Genomic DNA, 17,855 nt, shown 5'->3' on the forward strand with positions numbered 1-17,855 from the left:
TACGTGATTTGAAAGGAAGGCTCGCCCCATGGCAAGCGACAGCAGCGCCTCAGCGAGCCCGGTGGTGACGCGGTTCGCCCCCTCACCGACCGGCTATCTGCATCTGGGCGGTGCCCGTACCGCGCTGTTCAACTGGCTGTTCGCCCGCCATCATGGCGGCAAGGCGTTGTTGCGGATCGAGGATACCGACCGCGCCCGATCCACCCCGGACGCGATCGAGAAGATCCTCGACGGGCTGGAGTGGCTCGGGCTCGATTACGACGAAGCGCCGGTGTTTCAGTCGGAGCGCGCCGAGCGTCATGCGCAGGTGGCGAACCAGCTTCTCGCTGCAGGGCACGCCTATAAATGCTTCGCGACGCCCGAGGAACTGGAGGCGATGCGCGCCGAGCAGCGCGCCAACAAGCAGCCCTTGCGCTATGACGGGCGCTGGCGGGACCGTGAGCCGGGCCCCGAGCAAGACGGCATGCCCTACACCATCCGCATCAAGACGCCGGTCGACGGAGAGACCGTGATCGAGGACGCAGTGCAGGGCACGGTGCGCGTCGCCAACAGCGAGATCGACGACTACATCATCCTGCGCGGCGACGGCACGCCGACCTATATGCTGGCCGTGGTCGTCGACGACGCCGATATGGGCTGTACGCACATCATCCGCGGCGACGATCATCTGAACAACGCGTTCCGCCAGCTGCCGATCATCCGCGCCATGCAGGAAATGGGAGAGGACTGGCGCGAGCCGGTCTATGCGCATGTGCCCCTGATCCATGGCAGCGACGGTGCCAAGCTGTCGAAGCGGCACGGGGCCGTCGGGGTCGAGGCGTACCGCGACGAGCTGGGCGTGCTGCCCGAAGCTTTGTTCAACTACCTCCTGCGGCTCGGTTGGGGCCACGGCGATCGCGAGGAGATCACGCGGCAGGAAGCGATCGAGCTGTTCACGCTCGAGGGCGTTGGCCGGAGCCCCTCCCGCTTCGATCTCAAGAAACTCCAGAACCTCAACGGGCACTATATCCGCGAGGCGGACGATGCCCGCCTCGCGAAACTGGTGGCCGAACGGATCGGACCTGAAGCCGATGCGGAGCTGCTTCGGCAGGCGATGCCGTTCCTCAAACCGCGAGCGAAGGACGTGAACGAACTGGCCGCCTCGGCCGCGTTCCTTTTCACCTCCCGACCGCTCGAAATGACCGAGAAGGCGGAAGGGTTGCTCGACGCCGAAGCGCGCGCCCGCCTGAGCGAGGTGTCGCAGGCCTTAGCAGCGGAAAACGACTGGACATCCGAGGCGCTGGAGGCCACGACCAAATCGCTTGCCGAACGGCTGGAAATCGGCCTGGGCAAGTTGGCGCAACCCATGCGCGCCGCTCTCACCGGCACGACCGTTTCGCCCGGAATTTTCGATGTGCTCATTCTGCTCGGCAAGGAAGAATCCCTTGCCCGGATCGACGCACAGGCCCGAGCGTTGAGCGAATAAACCAGACTAAGGAGGCCCAATATGGCGGACAAGACCGCAACACTGGAACTGGCAGGCGAAAATCATGACTTTCCCGTTCTGAAGGGGTCTTGCGGCCCCGACGTGGTCGATATCCGCAAGTTGTATGGCTCCACCGGCTGTTTCACCTTCGACCCGGGCTACAAGTCGACCGCGGCTTGCGAGAGCGCGCTGACCTTCATCGATGGTGAAGAGGGCGTGCTCCTTCATCGCGGCTATCCGATCGGCGAACTGGCCGAAGAATCCAGCTTCATGGAAACGGCCTATCTCCTGCTGAATGGCGAGCTGCCGGTGCAGGACGAGCTGGACGATTTCACCTACACCATCACGCGCCATACGATGCTGCACGATCAGCTGCGCCAGTTCTATCAGGGTTTCCGGCGCGATGCGCACCCGATGGCGATCATGTGCGGCGTGGTGGGTGCGCTGTCGGCGTTCTACCACGACAGCACCGATATCTCCGACCCGGAGCATCGCAAGATCAGCTCGCATCGCCTGATCGCGAAGATGCCGACCATCGCCGCTTGGGCATACAAGTATTCGATCGGGCAGCCGTTTATGCAGCCCCAGAACGACCTGTCCTATACCGGCAACTTCATGCGCATGACCTTCGGCGTGCCGGCGGAGGAATACGAGCTGCACCCGGCGGTGGAAAAGGCGATGGACCGAATCTTCATCCTCCACGCCGACCACGAACAGAACGCCTCGACCTCTACCGTCCGGCTCGCGGGCTCTTCGGGAGCTAATCCGTTCGCCTGTATCGCCGCGGGCATCGCCTGCCTGTGGGGTCCTGCGCATGGCGGCGCGAACGAGGCAGCACTCAACATGCTGCACGAAATCGGCACGCCCGACAAAATCCCGCATTATATCGAGCGGGCCAAGGACAAGAACGATCCGTTCCGCTTGATGGGCTTCGGCCACCGGGTCTACAAGAACTACGATCCGCGCGCGACGGTGATGCAGAAGACCGTGCGCGAGGTCTTCGACGCGCTGAAGGTCGACGATCCGGTTTTCGAAACCGCATTGCAGCTCGAGGAAATCGCGCTGAACGACGACTATTTCCGCGAAAAGAAGCTATTCCCGAACGTGGACTTCTATTCCGGGATCATATTGTCGGCGATCGGTTTCCCGACCACCATGTTCACGGCGCTGTTCGCCCTCGCCCGTACCGTTGGCTGGGTCGCACAGTGGAACGAAATGATCTCCGATCCAGGCCAGGTCATCGGTCGCCCCCGTCAGCTCTATACCGGTCCGACGCAACGCAAATACGTGCCGGTGGATCAGCGCAGCGGCGACTGATCGAGCATCTTGCCGCCGCCCCTGTTGGTTACTCTGGCGGGGCGGCGGTCAACGTCAGTGTGAAGATCGCGCCTTTGCCAGGCTCGCTTGCCACTTGCAGGGTACCGCCCATCGCCTGCGCAAGCTTGCGCGAGATGTATAAGCCCAGGCCTGAGCCGCCGTCTCCGCTGCGGCCAAGACGTTCGAACTTTCGGAAAACGCGCGCCTGCTGGTCGGCATTCAGACCCGGTCCGCTGTCGCGAACGGCGACGTAGGCGGTATCGCCCTTCGCACCAATCCCGATATCGACCGTTGCCCCCTCGGGGGAGTATTTGATCGCGTTGCCGACTACGTTCAGGAGTACCTGAAGCACCCGGCGAAATTCACCGACGGCATACTGGCTTTTCTCGGCTGGCGGCACCCGCAGCACGATCGCCCGCTCCTGCGCACGAACGCCCAGAATGCCCGCCGCGCGGCGCACCACGTCCGATAGTTCGATACGGTCGGGCGCGGTTTCGAAATCTGCGGATTCGACCACCTCCAGATCCGCGAGATCGTCGACCAGCGAAAGCAGGTGCTGTCCCGCCGCCGCTATGTCCGTCGCATAATCGGCGTACTCGTCGCGTAGCGGCCCCGCCAGACGGGACCGGATGGTCTCCGCATTGGCGATGATGCGGGAAATCGGCTGTCGGAGCACCGGCGCAAGGTCGCGCGCTATCGCCCGCTCGTCGATCGATCGCCTGTCCTTTTGCGGTTCCTGCCGCTTTACCCATGCCCGATCGGCAACCAGCAGGAGTTCGAAGCCGTCCGCTCCCGCAATCGGCGCGCCCAGTGGAAGCAGGCGCACCGTCCAGCTGCGCGGACTGTCTTCGATCCGCGCGGTCGTCCGGTCCAGCAACCGCCAATGAAGCGGCTGAACCTGGGGACTGCCGGGCAGTTCGACGAAATCCGTCCAGACGCGCCCCGGACCCTCTCGCATGCGCTCAGCCACGGGCGAGAGGTCGGGGGCGTCGGTTTGTACCGACAGAATTTTCTGTTCGTTGTCGAGCCGTGCCCGGAATTCCGCCAACGCCTCGTCGACGAGATCCCTGCGATTGGACGAGGCACCGGCGTCGCGGATGTCCTCCCCTCTCTTCTGCCAGCTCGAGACGGTCACGGCGCATCCCGGCTCGTCATCGTCGCGCGGACCGATCTCCACCCAAGCTACTACTTCCTCTTCGCCATCGAAGATGCGGATATGGCGGGCCGACCGCAGCTTCATTTCGCGCGCCTTGGCGATCGCTTCGCGTAATGCGGGCAGAGCGATCGCACCGGGCAATTCCCCGCCGCATCGCCTTTGCAGGCTGGCGAGCGGCTCTTCGGCACAGACCAGGCGATCGTCGCCATCGGTCACCGCGGCGGCCGCGACGAAAGAGGAATGCCCCGTCATCGGTGGTCGGCACCCGCGATCATCATCTTCGCTTCCTCGGGATCGACATTCTCCACTGCAGGGGGAAGCGATGCGGACGGCGCAACTAGCGCGCATTGGCGGCCGATATCGGCAATATCCATGCCGCTTGCCCGCATGGCGAGCGCAAGGCGGGTGAAGCTGGGCGACCCCCAGGCCAGGGAGATCGAGGTTCGGTCCAATCCGCTTCCATCGGCGAGCCTGGTGAGGAACAGGGCCAGTCCGCTTTGGCGGCAATCCATGGCAGGACGGTCGAAGGCAAGTCGGGACGTCGCGAGGCGGGACAACAGCGTCAGTCGCGTCTCGCCCTCTTCATAGCCTGCACGTAGCGGGCCTGCGGCATCGAAAACGTCCAACCTGGATACGAGGCGATCGAACATCTCGGCGGGCAGTTCCGCCAGCGGCAGCCTCATCGCTATCATGTCGCCTAGGTAGCGCGCCTGCGCGGCGATCGCCGAACTTGCCAGACGGGACGGCGCTGGAGAATCGCTGCTGCTCAGCGCCCGCAGTTCCGGTGGTGCCACCATGTCCAGCCCGGCATCGCGACTCAGCCGTGTGGCGGCCCGAAATTCCATCGCCAGCGAATGAAGGAAGGCAACCAGTTCGGTATCGAAGGCGAGTTCGGCCCGAATTTGCGCGGCAAACTCCTGCCGATCTTCGGCCCGCAGCGCATCTGCCAATTGATCGGCCAGCGATGCCACCATCCCTTCGACCCGGGCGACGATATCCTGGCCCAGCAGTTGATCGCCCCCGGCGACCAGGACTGGGAGCGCCTGCGCCGCCCATTCCGACGCACGCCTTTCCTCACGCAGCGCATCGCGCAGCGCGGCCTGCGGATTGCTAGCCGAAGAGTTGGAATCGTCCATGGGCGCGTAGCTTTCGAACATGCAAAGGCCATACCGCCGTGTGGTTAATCTCGTGTTATATACGACGTTACGCCGAGCGCCCTTGCGAGTGCGACGAGCGCCGCCAAGCTGGCAACGCTCGCCCCTATCAACCAGCGATCGAACAAGCCCGGCAACACCACTATCAGCCAGAGCCATTCCCGATCATGGAAAAATCGAAGCTGTCCAAGATTGGAAAAGGCTGCAAGATTCCACACCAGGACCGGAACGAGAGCGAGAAAGGCGGCGATAGCCATCCGCGAGTCCTCGATAAATCCTGCGCCCAGCGCCAACGTCGCGACTATATTCGGCAGCACTTCCAGTACGACCAGGGGATCCCGGCGCTTATCCGCCAGAGTGGCAGGATCGCCGGCACGGCGTAGCAGGATCGCCAATCTCGACAGGAATAGAGCCGCCAGGGCCGATACGATCGCAGCGACCGGATGGAGTGTGACCAGCGCCGCCACGGAGGCGAGACCCGCCGCGATCGCGCCAGCGAATGCGGGCTTCAGCGTTCCGGCGCTGCCGGCCAATCGCCGGGCCGCGGGGATCAGCGCCCTGCGCTGCAACGGGGACGCCGCCCCGTCCGCCATGATTTCGTTGAGCAGCGCCCCGTCTGGCGCCGGGGTTTCCGGCGTGATCCAGCGACGATCGGCGATCAGCTCTACGGGAACGTCTCTCTCGGCGATGCCGCCGGCGCGCGCGATACGCAGCAGCGCGGAACCCGGCTCGTAGCCTTCGCCAGCGTCCGACAGACGTTCCACCATCGCCCCGTTTGCGACCAGCACTCCGCCCCACCGATGATTGCCGTCCAGCCTTTCGAGCGCCCTGCCCCGACCGGCCTCGGTTTCGCCGCGACCGCCGGGTATGCGCCACAGGAGGGGTCCGCTCCCCAGCAGGTTGGCAGCCGCTGCCCCCACCGGCAATACGCCCTCGCCTAGGACGATAAGCTCGTCCTGGCGGGACAAGCGCCCCAGCAGGCCGTGCACGTGGTGGATCAGGCGAAAGGACGCTCCGCCCCGCTCCACCATCTTTTGCACGGAAAGCACGCCTTCCTCGGAAGGATCGCCATCCGGAGCGAACAGGATGACCGCCTCGCAACCCCAAGCGAGCGCGAGACCGGCCTGCCATTCGGTAAAGTCACGTCCCAACAGGCGCGAAGGATCGCTTTCCGATCCGAAACGCCTTTCGGGCAAAGAGAGCAGAGCGGCACGCACGCGAGATTGATTCCCCCATCGATCCTCCGCACACAGATAGAGGAGCGGCTGGGGCAAACCAAGGCGGTTACCGGGTGCCGAGAGCTTCCAGGAAAGCTTCCAGCCTCGTGACGATGACCGGATCGCCGGGCGCGGCTCTGCCGGCCTCTGCCGCGAGGTCCATCAACTCGTCCGCGCAAAAGCTGGCTGCCAGGCTGCGGATACGCTGGGCACTCGTCACCCAGTTGGCATCGCATCGCGACCGGCGCAGCAAATCGATGTGATGTTCGAGGCTGTCGCGAAACGCCTGCCGCAACTCTGCCCTCAGCACGGGATCATCACCGGCCGCCGCCGCCAGCGTGGCAGAAAAGGCACCGTCTTCGAAGGTCATGGCCGACGTTAGGACCGATACCGTTAATTCCCGGTTTCATCGCGGCGCTTTCCTGATAGCGTTCCGAGAATGAACAGGGGGCAGGTCATGGCGGCGACGGAAGCCAGTGCATTCGATGGCGAACTCGAACCGGAGGCCGAGTCGGCGACCACGACCCGTGATGCCGAACAATGGTATTCGGAGGTAGAGGACGAGGGCGAACCCCCTCGCCCCCACGGATGGCTGGCACCTGCCGTGGCATCGACCGCGATTCTGGCCTGGACCGCCTTTTTTCTCTGGTCGCATTATCCCGCGATGCGCGACGGCGCCGCGCCCGCAGCATGGAGCGACTGGATCGTTTCCTGGGCGGTTCCGTGCGTGCTGGTAATCAGCATCTGGCTCCTGGTGATGCGCAACAGCCGGCGGGAGGCGTCGCGCTTCGCCGACGTCGCCCATGCGCTGTCCCGCGAATCCGAGATGCTCGAAGCGCGCCTCTCGACGGTGAACCGCGAGTTGAGCCTCGCGCGTGAATTCCTCTCGGCCCAGTCGCGCGACCTCGAATCGCTTGGCCGCGTGGCGGGAGAGAACCTGTCCCGCCACGCCGAGCGGCTGCAGGAGCTGATCGTGGACAACGGCGAGCAGGTGGACCGCCTGGCCGGCGTAAGTGCCAAATCGGTCGAGAACATGGAACATCTGCGCAGCGACCTGCCCGTAGTCGCCAGTGCAGCCCGCGATGTCGCCAATCAGATCGGACAGGCGGGCGATGGGGCGGATCGCCAACTGGAACGGTTGGTTTCCGGGTTCGCGAAGCTGGAGGGTCAGGGCGCCAATAGCGAGAGGCGGGTCGCTGCCTTGCAGGATCGGATCGATGCCGCCCTCGCGGCTTTCGAGACCCAGATCGACAATCTCGAAGGACGAGTGGCGGCGCATTTCGCGGCCCTGCGACAGCGTTCCGAAGAGCAGGGCCGCGTGTTGCAGGAGGGGGCTTCCGCTTTCGAGGAGAATCTCGGGGCCCGTGAAAACCGCCTTGCCGAGGCGCATCGCGAAATGCTGCACGAGGTCGAAACCCGCACCACCGCCCTGGATGGCAATCTCGCCCACTTCCGCGAACTGCTGACCGAGACCAGCGCGCGAATGACCCGAGACGGCGAATCGGCCTCTCGATGGATGGCCGATCTAGCCGAGCGATTGCAGAACGCCCGCGAGAGCGGCGAATCCGCCAGCAGTGCCTTGGCCGAACATGGTCGGACCCTTTTGCGCACCCTTGGCGATAGCAACGAGCGGGTCGGCGAAACGCGGGAAGTCGTCGCTGGCCTGACCGACGAATGTGTGCGGCTGCTCGAACTGATCCAGGCAGCGGGGGAGCATAGCCGGGAGGCACTCCCGCAACCGATTGCCGATGCGGAGAACCGCCTCAAGCGGCTGCACGAGCTTGGTCGCGAAATCGAGAAGCTGCTCGCAGCGAACGTTTCGCACGCCGGGGAGCTGGCCGACCATATGGAGAGCGCGCACAAGGACGGCGAGACGATGCTGGGCCATGCCGATGGTGTGGCACAGCGCATCGACGCGCTTCGATCCGACATCGCTGCGCTGGGACTTGATAGCCGAGAGACGGTGGACGCCGTCGACGACCGTCTGTCACAGGCCATCGCAGGGCTCGAAGAGAAGCTCAGCCCTGCCATTGCCGCCGCCGGGGAGCGTGGTCACGAACGCATCGTGCAGCTTGCCGAGCGGTTGTCGCGCGAGAGCGGGGAAACGCTTCGCAATTCGCTTGAAAGGGATGCGCGCTCCGCGATCGATGCGCTGGCAGACGCGTCTCACTCGGCCGGCTCGCAGGCCCGCGACGCGGCGGACGCGCTTAAGGAACAGCTTGCCGAGGTCGAGCGGCTTACCGCCAACCTCGAGGCCCGCGTCGAACAGGCGCGTGCTCGCGCGCAGGATCAGGTCGATGCAGATTTCGGGCGCCGCGCCGCTATGATCGCGGAAAGCCTCAATTCCAACGCCATCGATATTGCGCGATCGCTATCGGCGGACGTGTCGGACACAGCCTGGACGCGCTATCTTCGCGGCGATCGTGGGGTGTTCACCCGGCGGGCGGTCACGCTGCTGGAGCCGGTAGAGGCACGGGAGATCGCCGAACTCTACGATTCCGACGGCGAGTTTCGCGATCACGTCGCGCGTTTCATCCACGATTTCGAGGCGATGCTGCGCACCATGCTCTCGGTGCGGGACGGCAACGCATTGGCCGTAACCCTGCTCGGGTCGGATATGGGCAAGCTCTACGTCGCTCTGGCGCAAGCTATCGAGCGTTTGCGCGACGCGTGAACCTCTGCGTCAGCGATCCCGGAATTGCTCGGGAATCGGAATGAAATTGATATCGTCCAGGCTGATCCAGCCGTGGTTCCAGTTGAGAACCCACAGCGCAGTCAGAACGGCGGCGATGATGCTCGCCCGGATCACCAGTCGCCAGGGGCGGAAATTGGCCGGTGCGCTGTCGGCCTGTCCACGTATCTTATCATGCCCCAGTTCGTCATGCGTGCGAACGCCGAACGGCAGCAGGAAGAACGCGGAGAAGACCCAGATGATCAGGTAGATCGCAACGATGGAGAACGGTGCCAAGGTGTCAGGCCCCGATCTCGAATACGCGAACCTGAGGCCGCTTGCCCGACCAGCGACCGGCCGCACGGCGGGCGGCAAGGCGGGCTGCCTCGCACTGCTGCGCCGAATCACCACGCTCGCGCCGCCCCAGCTTGGCGATGGCGGAGGCAATATCGCGCTCAGCCTCTTCCACAAATGCAGCTTGATCCTCGTCCAGCGGCAGGCCGAAGCTCTCCACTCGCGCCGAGCCATCGGCTTCGAGAAGCACGATCACGATGCCGTCGCGCGACAGGCGGCGGCGCATGACGATGCTATCCCCATCCGCCGGTACGATGATATCGCCATCCAGGACCAGACGGCCCGTTTCGACCTGCGCGATGCGGCCCGGCTTACCGGGAGCGAGCCGTACGATATCGCCGTTCGACTGCGCCACGGCGGACGGGATGCCATGCTCCAGACCGAGCCGCGCCTGTTCCTGCATATGCCGGACTTCGCCGTGAACCGGCACGAGAACATCGGGGCGGATCCACTCGTAAAGAGCAAGCAGTTCGGGACGCCCCGGATGGCCAGACACGTGGATCATGCTCTGCCGGTCGGTCACCATGACGATGCCGCGTTCCGCCAGGCGGTTCTGCACCCGACCGATGCTGATCTCGTTCCCGGGGATCTGCCGACTGGAAAACAGGACGACGTCGCCACGGGTGAGCTCCAGTGGATGGTTCTCTTCCGCGATGCGCGATAGCGCGGCGCGCGGCTCCCCCTGCCCGCCGGTCGCCATGATCAGCACCTCGCCCCGCGGCAGGCCCATGGCGGTATTCCAGTCCACGACGTCGGGAAAATCGTCGAGATAGCCATTGTCCCGCGCCACTTCGATAATCCGGTCGAGCGAGCGCCCGGCGATGCACAGCTGGCGACCGGTAGCCTTCGCCACTTCGCCCAGCGTATGCAGGCGTGCCACGTTGGATGCGAAGGTGGTCACCAGCACCCGCCTGCCCGACCAGCGCTTCACCTCGTCCAGGATACCGCGATAGACCGCGCCTTCGGATCCGCTCGGCTCGGGATTGAAGACGTTGGTGCTGTCGCACACCAGCGCCAGCACGCCCTCGTCTCCGATCGTACGCAGTTCCTCCTCCGTGGTCGGAGCGCCGATGATCGGATCCTCGTCCAGCTTCCAGTCGCCGGTGTGGAAAATGCGCCCATGCGGCGTGTCGATCAGGAGGGCGTTGCCTTCCGCGATCGAATGGGCAAGCGGAATGTAGGTGACGGTGAACGGGCCCAGGGCGATCTCGCCGTGATCCTCCTCGATCACGTTCAGTTCGACATCGCCGGCGATACCGGCCTCCTCCAGCTTTCGCCGGATCAGGTCCGCGGTGAAGGGCGTTGCGTATAGCGGCACGCCCAGGTCGGCGGCGAAATACGGCAGGGCACCGATGTGATCCTCATGCGCGTGGGTCAGCACGATGCCGAGCAGATCGTCGACCCGCTCCTCGATGAAATCGAGATCGGCGAAGACCAGCTCCGTCCCGGGATACTCGTTGGCACCGAAGGTCATGCCCAGATCGACCATCAGCCATTTGCCCTGACAGCCGTAGAGATTGACGTTCATGCCGATCTCTCCAGACCCGCCCAGGGCCAGGAACAGCAATTCGTCTTCGGGCGTGTAATTTTTCTTCAAGCGGCGCTCCGTTCGGCCAGGATGGCAAGGCCTTCGAGGGTAAGGTCGGCTTCGACGGCGTCGAAGATACTGGTGTGGCGATCGAACAGGATGGCGAGGCCGCCGGTCGCGATAACCTTCGCCGGACGGCCGATTTCGCTGCGCATGCGGGCGATCAGCCCTTCCATCATCGCAACGTAGCCCCAGAACACCCCGATCAGCATCTGGTCCTCCGTGTTGCGGCCGATGACACTGTCGCTCTCCGGCGAGGCGATGGCGATCCGTGGCAGTTTCGCGGTGTTGTTCACCAGCGCATCGAGCGAGAGATTGATCCCAGGCGCGATGATACCGCCCTTGTACGCCCCGTTGTAATCCACCGCGTCGAAGGTGGTCGCGGTGCCGAAATCGATCACGATCAGGTCGCCGTCATGTCTGGCATGGGCCGCGATTGCGTTGAGCGCGCGATCGGCACCTAGCGAGCGCGGCTCCTCCACATCGACGGCGATGCCCCAGTCGGCTGAACCCTGACCTGCGACGATGGGATCGATGCCGAAATACTTATCTGCCAGCACGGAGAGGTTGTGGACCGCTCGCGGGACGACCGACGCGAAGATGATCCGGTCGATATCGCTCTTCGACCAGCCCTCGATCGCTAGCAGTTGCAACAGCCACACCGCATACTCGTCGCCCGTGCGACGCGGATCGGTGGCGATGCGCCAGCGCGCCAGGATTTCGCGCCCCTTGAACAGGGCGAAGACGACATTGGTGTTGCCGACGTCTATGGCGAGCAGCATATCCGTTCAGTTCCTTCAGGCGAGGATCACGTCGCCCGCGTGAATGGCACGTTCTCGCCCGTCATCCAAACGCATCATCAATGTGCCGTCGCTATCGAGTCCGGCGAACTGCCCCGTCAGCTTGTCGCCGGACGGATCGTGTACCGTAATTCTCTGGCCGATCGGAGTGCCCACGGCCAACCAGCGCCGAATTTGCGGATCGAGCCCGTAATTGCGCCAGCGCCCAAGCTCCTGCGCGAACGCCTGCGCCAGGGTGGCGGCAAACGCATCCCTGTCGGGTGCCGGTCCGAATGCGGACAAGGCGACCGTCTCCCGATCGGGAAGAGCGGGAACAGCGGCCAGGTTCACCCCGATCCCCACAACGATCACGTCGCCCGTCCGCTCGAGAAGAATTCCCGCAAGCTTGGCGCCGCCCAGCAACACGTCGTTCGGCCATTTCAGGGTGCTGGGAATATGCGGCGGACATAGCGGTGCCACCGCCTCGTGCAAAGCGAGCCCCGCCATCAGCGAGAGCGAGTGCGCGGCTGGGTCGGTGGGGAGCAGGCGCACCACGGTGGAACCCATGAAGTTACCACGACTGTCGAACCATTCGCGGCCCTGCCGCCCCCTGCCCGCCTTCTGACAGTCGGCCAGGAGCCAGTCGCCTTCCCGGACCATTTCGCCTGCGGCGACCCGCGCTAGCAGATCGGCATTGGTCGAGCCGGTTTCGGCTACGACCTCAAGCAAGGAGGGCGTCGCTCGGCAGCATTCTCGTCACGCCGCAGGGAAGATGGCCGCCGCCGCACCATCCGCAAGACGCCCCAGCAGAACGGTGAGGAAATAGCCGAACGGCGAAATGAACAGCGTCGCGAGGATCAGCACGACCCATTCCGATACCAGCGCCTTCTCCTTAACGCGGTCGACCGGCTCATCGAAGAACATGACCTTCACGAACTTCAGGTAGTAGAACGCGCCGATCACGCTCGCCGCGATGCCGATTGCCGCCAGCGCGACCAGATCGGCCTCGACCGCTGCCTGGAATACCACGAACTTCGCCCAGAAGCCGAACAGCGGCGGAATGCCCGCAAGGCTGAACATGACCAGCAGCAGGCACCAGGCCACGGCTGGCTTCGTGGTTGAAAGCCCCGCGATGTCGTCAAACGTCTCCAGTTGCCTACCATCTGCGTCGCGCAGCATGAGGAGGGCCACGAAGCTGCCCAGCGACATCGCGACATAGATCACGAGATAGACTAACATCGCGCTCATGCCCGCTACCGTCGCCGCTGCGAGGCCGATCAGGATGAAGCCGACATTGTTGATCGAAGAATAGGCGAGCAGGCGCTTCAGGTTGTTCTGCCCGATCGCGCCCAGCGCGCCGACCACGATCGACGCCAGCGCGGCGAAGATCACGATCTGCCGCCATGCATCGACCTGGCTGCCGAACGCCTCCAGCGCCACACGGGCGGTCAGGGCGATGGCGGCCACTTTCGGCGCGGTGGCGAAGAAGGTGGTGACGGGCGTGGGCGCGCCTTCGTAAACGTCGGGCGTCCACATGTGGAACGGCACGGCGCTGATCTTGAACGCCAGGCCCGCCAGCACGAAGATCAGGCCGAACAGCGCACCGGTCGACAGGCCTGCCGCCTGAGCCGCACGGATCCCTTCGAAGGTGGTGGTGCCGGTGAAGCCGTAGGTCAGGCTCATACCGTAGAGCAGAATGCCCGAGGCGAGAGCGCCCAGCACGAAGTATTTCAGCCCGGCCTCGGCCGAGCGGCTGTCGGCACGCAGGATACTGGCGAGCACATAGGCCGACAGGCTGTTGAGCTCGAGCCCGATATAGAGCGTCAGCAGATCGCCCGCCGACACCATGATGCCCATGCCAAGCGTCGCGAACAGGATCAGGATCGGGTACTCCGCGCGCATCGTATCGACGCGGGCGAAGAAACGCGGCGCGATCATCAGACAGGCGATGCCCGACAGGTAGATCAGCAGCTTCGCGAACCCGGCGAAGGCATCCGCGCGGAACTGGCCGCCGAAAGCGATCGTGTCCGGCCCGGCGGCACCGGTCCACACCGTTGGAAAGACGATGACGAAGGCCGCGCCCAGCGCGGTTGCCGCCAGTATGCTGACGAGGCGGCTCGCGCCGTCACCCGCCCAGGCCGCGACGAGCAGCAACGCCAGGCCCGAAAGGCTCAGCAGCAGTTCCGGCACGATCAGCGACAGGGAAGAACCGAAATCCATCAGTGCGCCCCCTCGCCCGCAGCTTCACCGGCCGCTTCGCCTTCGCCATGCGCGGCGACGTAATTCGCATTGTGCGGTTTCGGAGGTCCCGCTGACAGTTCAGCATCGCCGGCCGGAGTCGTACGGGCAAGCCGCGCCTCGATCGCGGCAATGTCGTTCCGCATGGGCGCGATGAAGCTTTCGGGATAGATGCCCATCCACAGCACCGCCGCCGTAATCGGCGCCAGCATCACCCATTCACGCACATTCATGTCCTTCATTGCCGCCGCATCGGCGTTGACCTGTTCGCCGAACACCACGCGACGGTAGAGATAAAGCATATAGGCCGCGCCCAGAATGATGCCGGTCGTCAGCACCAGCGTGGTCGTGCTCGACATTTCGTAAACGCCCGCGAGGCTGACGAATTCCGCCACGAAGCCGCTGGTGCCCGGCAGGCCGATGCTCGCCATGGTGAAGAACAGGAAGAACGCGGCATAGCGCGGCATGTTGATCGCGAGGCCGCCATAGCGCGAAATCTCACGCGTATGCAGGCGGTCGTAGATCACGCCGACGCACAGGAACAGCGCGCCCGAAACCAGACCGTGGCTGAGCATCATGATCATGCCGCCTTCCAGCCCCTGCACGTTGAACGCGAACAGGCCCGCGGTGACGATCGCCATGTGCGCGACCGAGGAGTAGGCGATCAGCTTCTTCATGTCGGGCTGAACCAGCGCAACGAGGCTGGCATAGACCACCGCGACCATCGACAGCGCGAAGATCAGCCACATGAACTGCGCGCTCGCGTCCGGGAACATGGGCAGGCTGAACCGGATGAAGCCGTAGCCGCCCATCTTCAGCAGCACGCCTGCCAGGATGACCGAGCCAGCTGTCGGCGCCTGCACGTGCGCGGCGGGCAGCCAGGTGTGGACCGGGAACATCGGCATCTTCACCGCGAAGCTGGCGAAGAATGCCAGCCACAGCCAGGTCTGCGCCCCCGCTGGGAAGTCGTACTGCATGAGCGTGGGAATGTCGGTGGTACCCGCGACATTCGCCATCCACAGCATCGCGACCAGCATCAGCACCGATCCGAGCAGCGTGTAGAGGAAGAACTTGAAGCTCGCGTAGATGCGGTCGGTCCCGCCCCAGATACCGATGATCAGGTACATCGGGATCAGGCCGGCTTCGAAGAAGATGTAGAACAGGAACAGGTCCTGCGCCGCGAACACGCCGATCATCAGCAGTTCCATGACCAGGAACGCAGCCATGTATTCGCCGACCCGCTTCTGGATGCCATCCCAGCTGGCGAGGATGCAGATCGGCATCAGGAAGGCGCTCAGCACGATCAGCAGCAGCGCGATCCCGTCGATCCCGAGGGCGTAGGAGAAGCCCGCGAACATATCGTGCCGCTCCTGAAACTGCCACTGCGCGCCGCCGATATCGAAATTCGCCCACAGCGCGATAGCGAGCAGCAGATCGAGCGTCGTCGCGGCGAGAGCGACCCAACGCGCCGTACCCGCGGAAACGAAGAAACAGATGATCGCCCCGACCAGCGGGACCAACAGCATCAACGAGAGAATGGGAAACCCTTCCATTAGCGCAGCGCCCACGTCACCGCGGCAATGACGCCGAGCAGCATCACTAGCGCGTAGCTATAGAGGTAACCGGACTGGATCCTCTTCGCGTAGACCGAGCCACGCTGAACCACCCAGGCGGCACCGTCGGGGCCGAAGCGATCGATCGTGCCGATGTCGACCCAGTTCCACAGCTTGCGACCGATCCAGAACGCGGGGCGCACGAAGATCGCGTTGTAGAGCTCGTCGAAATACCACTTGTTGAGCAGGAAGCGATAAACCGGGCCGAGCTGGTCCGCCGCACGCTCCGGCAGCGAGGTGTTGCGGATGTAGCCGGTCCATGCAGCCAGCAGGCCGATCAGCATCGCGATCGTCGCCGACCATTTGATCAGCGTCGGCACGTTGTGTGCGGCATGGATCAGGGCTTCGTTGTAGAAGATCGACCCTGCCCAGAAGCCTTCTCCCTCCACGAAGGGATGCGTGAACACGAAGCCGGCGAATACCGCGCCGATGCTCAGCACGATCAGCGGGATCAGCATGACCCACGGGCTCTCGTGCGGAGAGTACCCAGCCGTACCGTCTCGCTCCTCGGGTTCGGGAACGTGGTGCTTGGGAGAGTCCCCGGCATCTTCCTGGATCGGCGGATTGCCGTGTTCCGGCTCGTCGTGTCCATGGTGGACGGCGTGCTGGATATGCTCGCTGTCCGCCCAGCGCGGCTTGCCCCAGAAGGTCAGGAACATCAGCCGCCAGCTATAGAAGCTGGTCAGCAGCGCAGCGACCGCGCCCGCCCAGAAGGCGAAGTTGGACACGCCGGTGCCGCGCGCGAAGGCGACCTCCAAAATCGCGTCCTTCGAATAGAAGCCCGCGAAGCCGAACACGCCCGCGATACCTACCCCGGTAATCGCCAGCGTACCGGCCATCATTGCCCAGAACGTGATCGGGATACGCTTACGCAGCGCGCCGTAGTAGCGCATGTCCTGCTCGTGGTGCATCGAATGGATGACCGAGCCTGCGCCCAGGAACAGCAGCGCCTTGAAGAAGGCGTGCGTGAACAGGTGGAACATCGCCACGCCATAAGCACCCACACCTGCGGCGAAGAACATGTAGCCCAGCTGCGAACACGTCGAATAGGCGATGACCCGCTTGATGTCCCACTGCGTCGTACCGATCGTGGCCGCGAACAGGCAGGTCGCGCCGCCGATGAAGGTGACGAAGGCAAGCGCGGTCGGCGCGGTCTCGAACATGGGAGACAGGCGGCACACCATGAAGACGCCTGCGGTCACCATAGTCGCGGCGTGGATCAGCGCGGAGACCGGGGTCGGGCCCTCCATCGCGTCGGGCAACCAGGTGTGCAGGCCGAGCTGAGCCGATTTGCCGATCGCGCCGATGAACAGGAGGATGCAGAGGATGTCCATCGTCTGCAGCCGCATCCCGGCAAAGGTTATGCTGCTCCCGCTCATACCCGGTGCGGCGGCGAGGATTTCAGGGATCGAAGTGGTCCCGAACACCAGGAAGGTGCCGAAGATACCGAGCATGAAGCCGAGGTCGCCCACGCGGTTGACCACGAACGCCTTGATCGCCGCGGCGCTGGCACTCGGCTTCCGGAACCAGAAACCGATCAGCAGATAGGACGCCAGGCCGACCCCTTCCCATCCGAAGAACATCTGGACGAGGTTGTTAGCCGTCACCAGCATCAGCATCGCAAAGGTGAACAGGCTGAGATAGGCGAAGAAGCGCGGCTGATCCGGGTCCTCCTCCATATAGCCCCAGCTATAGAGGTGAACGAGCGCCGAAACGCTGGTCACCACCACCAGCATCACCGCCGTCAGCGTGTCGACGCGCAGGGCCCAATCGAACGACAGGTCGCCGGACTGGACCCACGACAGCACCGGCACGACATGCGCGGTCATCGATCCGCCGAGGAAGCCCAGGAAGATCGGCCAGCTGAGGCCGCACGCCACGAACAGCGCGACGGTCGTCACCAGCTTGGCGAAGGCCGCGGGCAGAGCCTTGTTGGCCAGCCCGGCAGCGATCGCTGCCAGCAATGGCAGGAAGACGATGATCTCGATCACGGGCCCCTACCCCTTCATCTCGTTGACGTCGTCGACCGCGATGGTGCCCCGGTCACGGAAGAAGATGACGAGGATCGCCAGACCGATCGCCGCCTCGCCCGCGGCGACGGTCAGCACGAACATCGCGAACACCTGCCCGGTCAGATCGCCGAGGAAGCTGGAGAACGCAACGAGGTTGATGTTCACCGCCAGCAGGATCAGCTCGATCGCCATCAGGATGACGATCACGTTCTTGCGATTGAGGAAGATCCCCAGCACGCCGAGCACGAACAGGATCGCGCCGACGACGACATAGTGTTCGATCCCGATCAT

At 64.2% G+C, this 17,855-nt stretch carries 15 protein-coding genes; 3 read left to right on the forward strand and 12 right to left on the reverse strand.

Annotated features, from left to right (window positions below; translation table 11 throughout):
* Window positions 1-28: 28 nt before the first annotated feature.
* Together gltX and MKP08_RS11195 are read left to right on the forward strand one after the other, a co-directional pair.
* The gene (gene gltX / locus MKP08_RS11190) at window positions 29-1,465 is read left to right on the forward strand and encodes a glutamate--tRNA ligase (RefSeq protein WP_241553894.1); all 1,437 of its coding nucleotides are present in this window, start codon (window positions 29-31) and stop codon (window positions 1,463-1,465) included.
* 21 nt (window positions 1,466-1,486) lie between these two features.
* On the forward strand, window positions 1,487-2,782 hold the full coding sequence (locus tag MKP08_RS11195; RefSeq protein ID WP_215228131.1) for a citrate synthase: 1,296 nt from the start codon (window positions 1,487-1,489) through the stop codon (window positions 2,780-2,782).
* A 28-nt stretch (window positions 2,783-2,810) separates the two neighbouring features.
* On the opposite strand, the gene MKP08_RS11200 is transcribed toward MKP08_RS11195, so the two are convergent.
* The 4 genes from MKP08_RS11200 to MKP08_RS11215 all read right to left on the reverse strand — a co-directional run bounded on the left by MKP08_RS11200 (window position 2,811) and on the right by MKP08_RS11215 (window position 6,679).
* Complete coding sequence (locus MKP08_RS11200) at window positions 2,811-4,190, reverse strand: sensor histidine kinase KdpD (protein WP_241553895.1); 1,380 nt, start codon at window positions 4,188-4,190, stop codon at window positions 2,811-2,813.
* Entirely contained in the window at window positions 4,187-5,074 is an 888-nt protein-coding gene (locus tag MKP08_RS11205; protein WP_241553896.1) for a hypothetical protein, read from the reverse strand. The genes MKP08_RS11200 and MKP08_RS11205 overlap by 4 nt, the downstream gene beginning before the upstream one ends.
* Window positions 5,075-5,118: 44 nt before the next feature.
* The gene (locus MKP08_RS11210) at window positions 5,119-6,309 is read right to left on the reverse strand and encodes a hypothetical protein (RefSeq protein WP_241553897.1); all 1,191 of its coding nucleotides are present in this window, start codon (window positions 6,307-6,309) and stop codon (window positions 5,119-5,121) included.
* Window positions 6,310-6,376: 67 nt separating this feature from the next.
* A complete protein-coding gene (locus MKP08_RS11215; RefSeq protein WP_241553898.1) occupies window positions 6,377-6,679 on the reverse strand; it encodes an Hpt domain-containing protein in 303 nt (100 codons plus the stop codon).
* Between the two features lie 87 nt (window positions 6,680-6,766).
* On the opposite strand from MKP08_RS11215, the gene MKP08_RS11220 reads away from it, so the two are divergent.
* Window positions 6,767-8,983, forward strand: a complete 2,217-nt coding sequence (locus tag MKP08_RS11220) for a hypothetical protein (protein WP_241553899.1) — start codon at window positions 6,767-6,769, stop codon at window positions 8,981-8,983.
* A gap of 9 nt (window positions 8,984-8,992) precedes the next feature.
* Here the strand turns inward: MKP08_RS11220 and MKP08_RS11225 are convergent, their stop codons facing one another.
* Genes MKP08_RS11225 through nuoK form a run of 8 tightly spaced genes read right to left on the reverse strand, consistent with a single transcriptional unit; the run spans window position 8,993 to window position 17,855 of the window.
* Window positions 8,993-9,277 (reverse strand): DUF1467 family protein, encoded by a 285-nt coding sequence (locus MKP08_RS11225; protein WP_241553900.1) that lies wholly within the window; start codon window positions 9,275-9,277, stop codon window positions 8,993-8,995.
* Between the two features lie 4 nt (window positions 9,278-9,281).
* Window positions 9,282-10,931 (reverse strand): ribonuclease J, encoded by a 1,650-nt coding sequence (locus MKP08_RS11230; RefSeq protein ID WP_241553901.1) that lies wholly within the window; start codon window positions 10,929-10,931, stop codon window positions 9,282-9,284.
* Window positions 10,928-11,704 (reverse strand): type III pantothenate kinase, encoded by a 777-nt coding sequence (locus tag MKP08_RS11235; protein WP_241553902.1) that lies wholly within the window; start codon window positions 11,702-11,704, stop codon window positions 10,928-10,930. The genes MKP08_RS11230 and MKP08_RS11235 overlap by 4 nt, the downstream gene beginning before the upstream one ends.
* A 15-nt stretch (window positions 11,705-11,719) precedes the next feature.
* The gene (locus MKP08_RS11240; RefSeq protein ID WP_241553903.1) at window positions 11,720-12,430 is read right to left on the reverse strand and encodes a biotin--[acetyl-CoA-carboxylase] ligase; all 711 of its coding nucleotides are present in this window, start codon (window positions 12,428-12,430) and stop codon (window positions 11,720-11,722) included.
* Window positions 12,431-12,457: 27 nt separating this feature from the next.
* Complete coding sequence (gene nuoN, locus MKP08_RS11245; protein ID WP_241553904.1) at window positions 12,458-13,921, reverse strand: NADH-quinone oxidoreductase subunit NuoN; 1,464 nt, start codon at window positions 13,919-13,921, stop codon at window positions 12,458-12,460.
* On the reverse strand, window positions 13,921-15,492 hold the full coding sequence (locus tag MKP08_RS11250; RefSeq protein WP_241553905.1) for an NADH-quinone oxidoreductase subunit M: 1,572 nt from the start codon (window positions 15,490-15,492) through the stop codon (window positions 13,921-13,923). The genes nuoN and MKP08_RS11250 overlap by 1 nt, the downstream gene beginning before the upstream one ends.
* Window positions 15,492-17,543: an NADH-quinone oxidoreductase subunit L gene (gene nuoL / locus MKP08_RS11255; protein WP_241553906.1), complete on the reverse strand. Its 2,052-nt coding sequence runs from the start codon at window positions 17,541-17,543 to the stop codon at window positions 15,492-15,494. The genes MKP08_RS11250 and nuoL overlap by 1 nt, the downstream gene beginning before the upstream one ends.
* Before the next feature lie 6 nt (window positions 17,544-17,549).
* The gene (nuoK, locus tag MKP08_RS11260) at window positions 17,550-17,855 is read right to left on the reverse strand and encodes an NADH-quinone oxidoreductase subunit NuoK (RefSeq protein WP_215228118.1); all 306 of its coding nucleotides are present in this window, start codon (window positions 17,853-17,855) and stop codon (window positions 17,550-17,552) included.

Source organism: Erythrobacter sp. LQ02-29, from assembly GCF_022576075.2.
GTDB lineage: Bacteria > Pseudomonadota > Alphaproteobacteria > Sphingomonadales > Sphingomonadaceae > Alteriqipengyuania.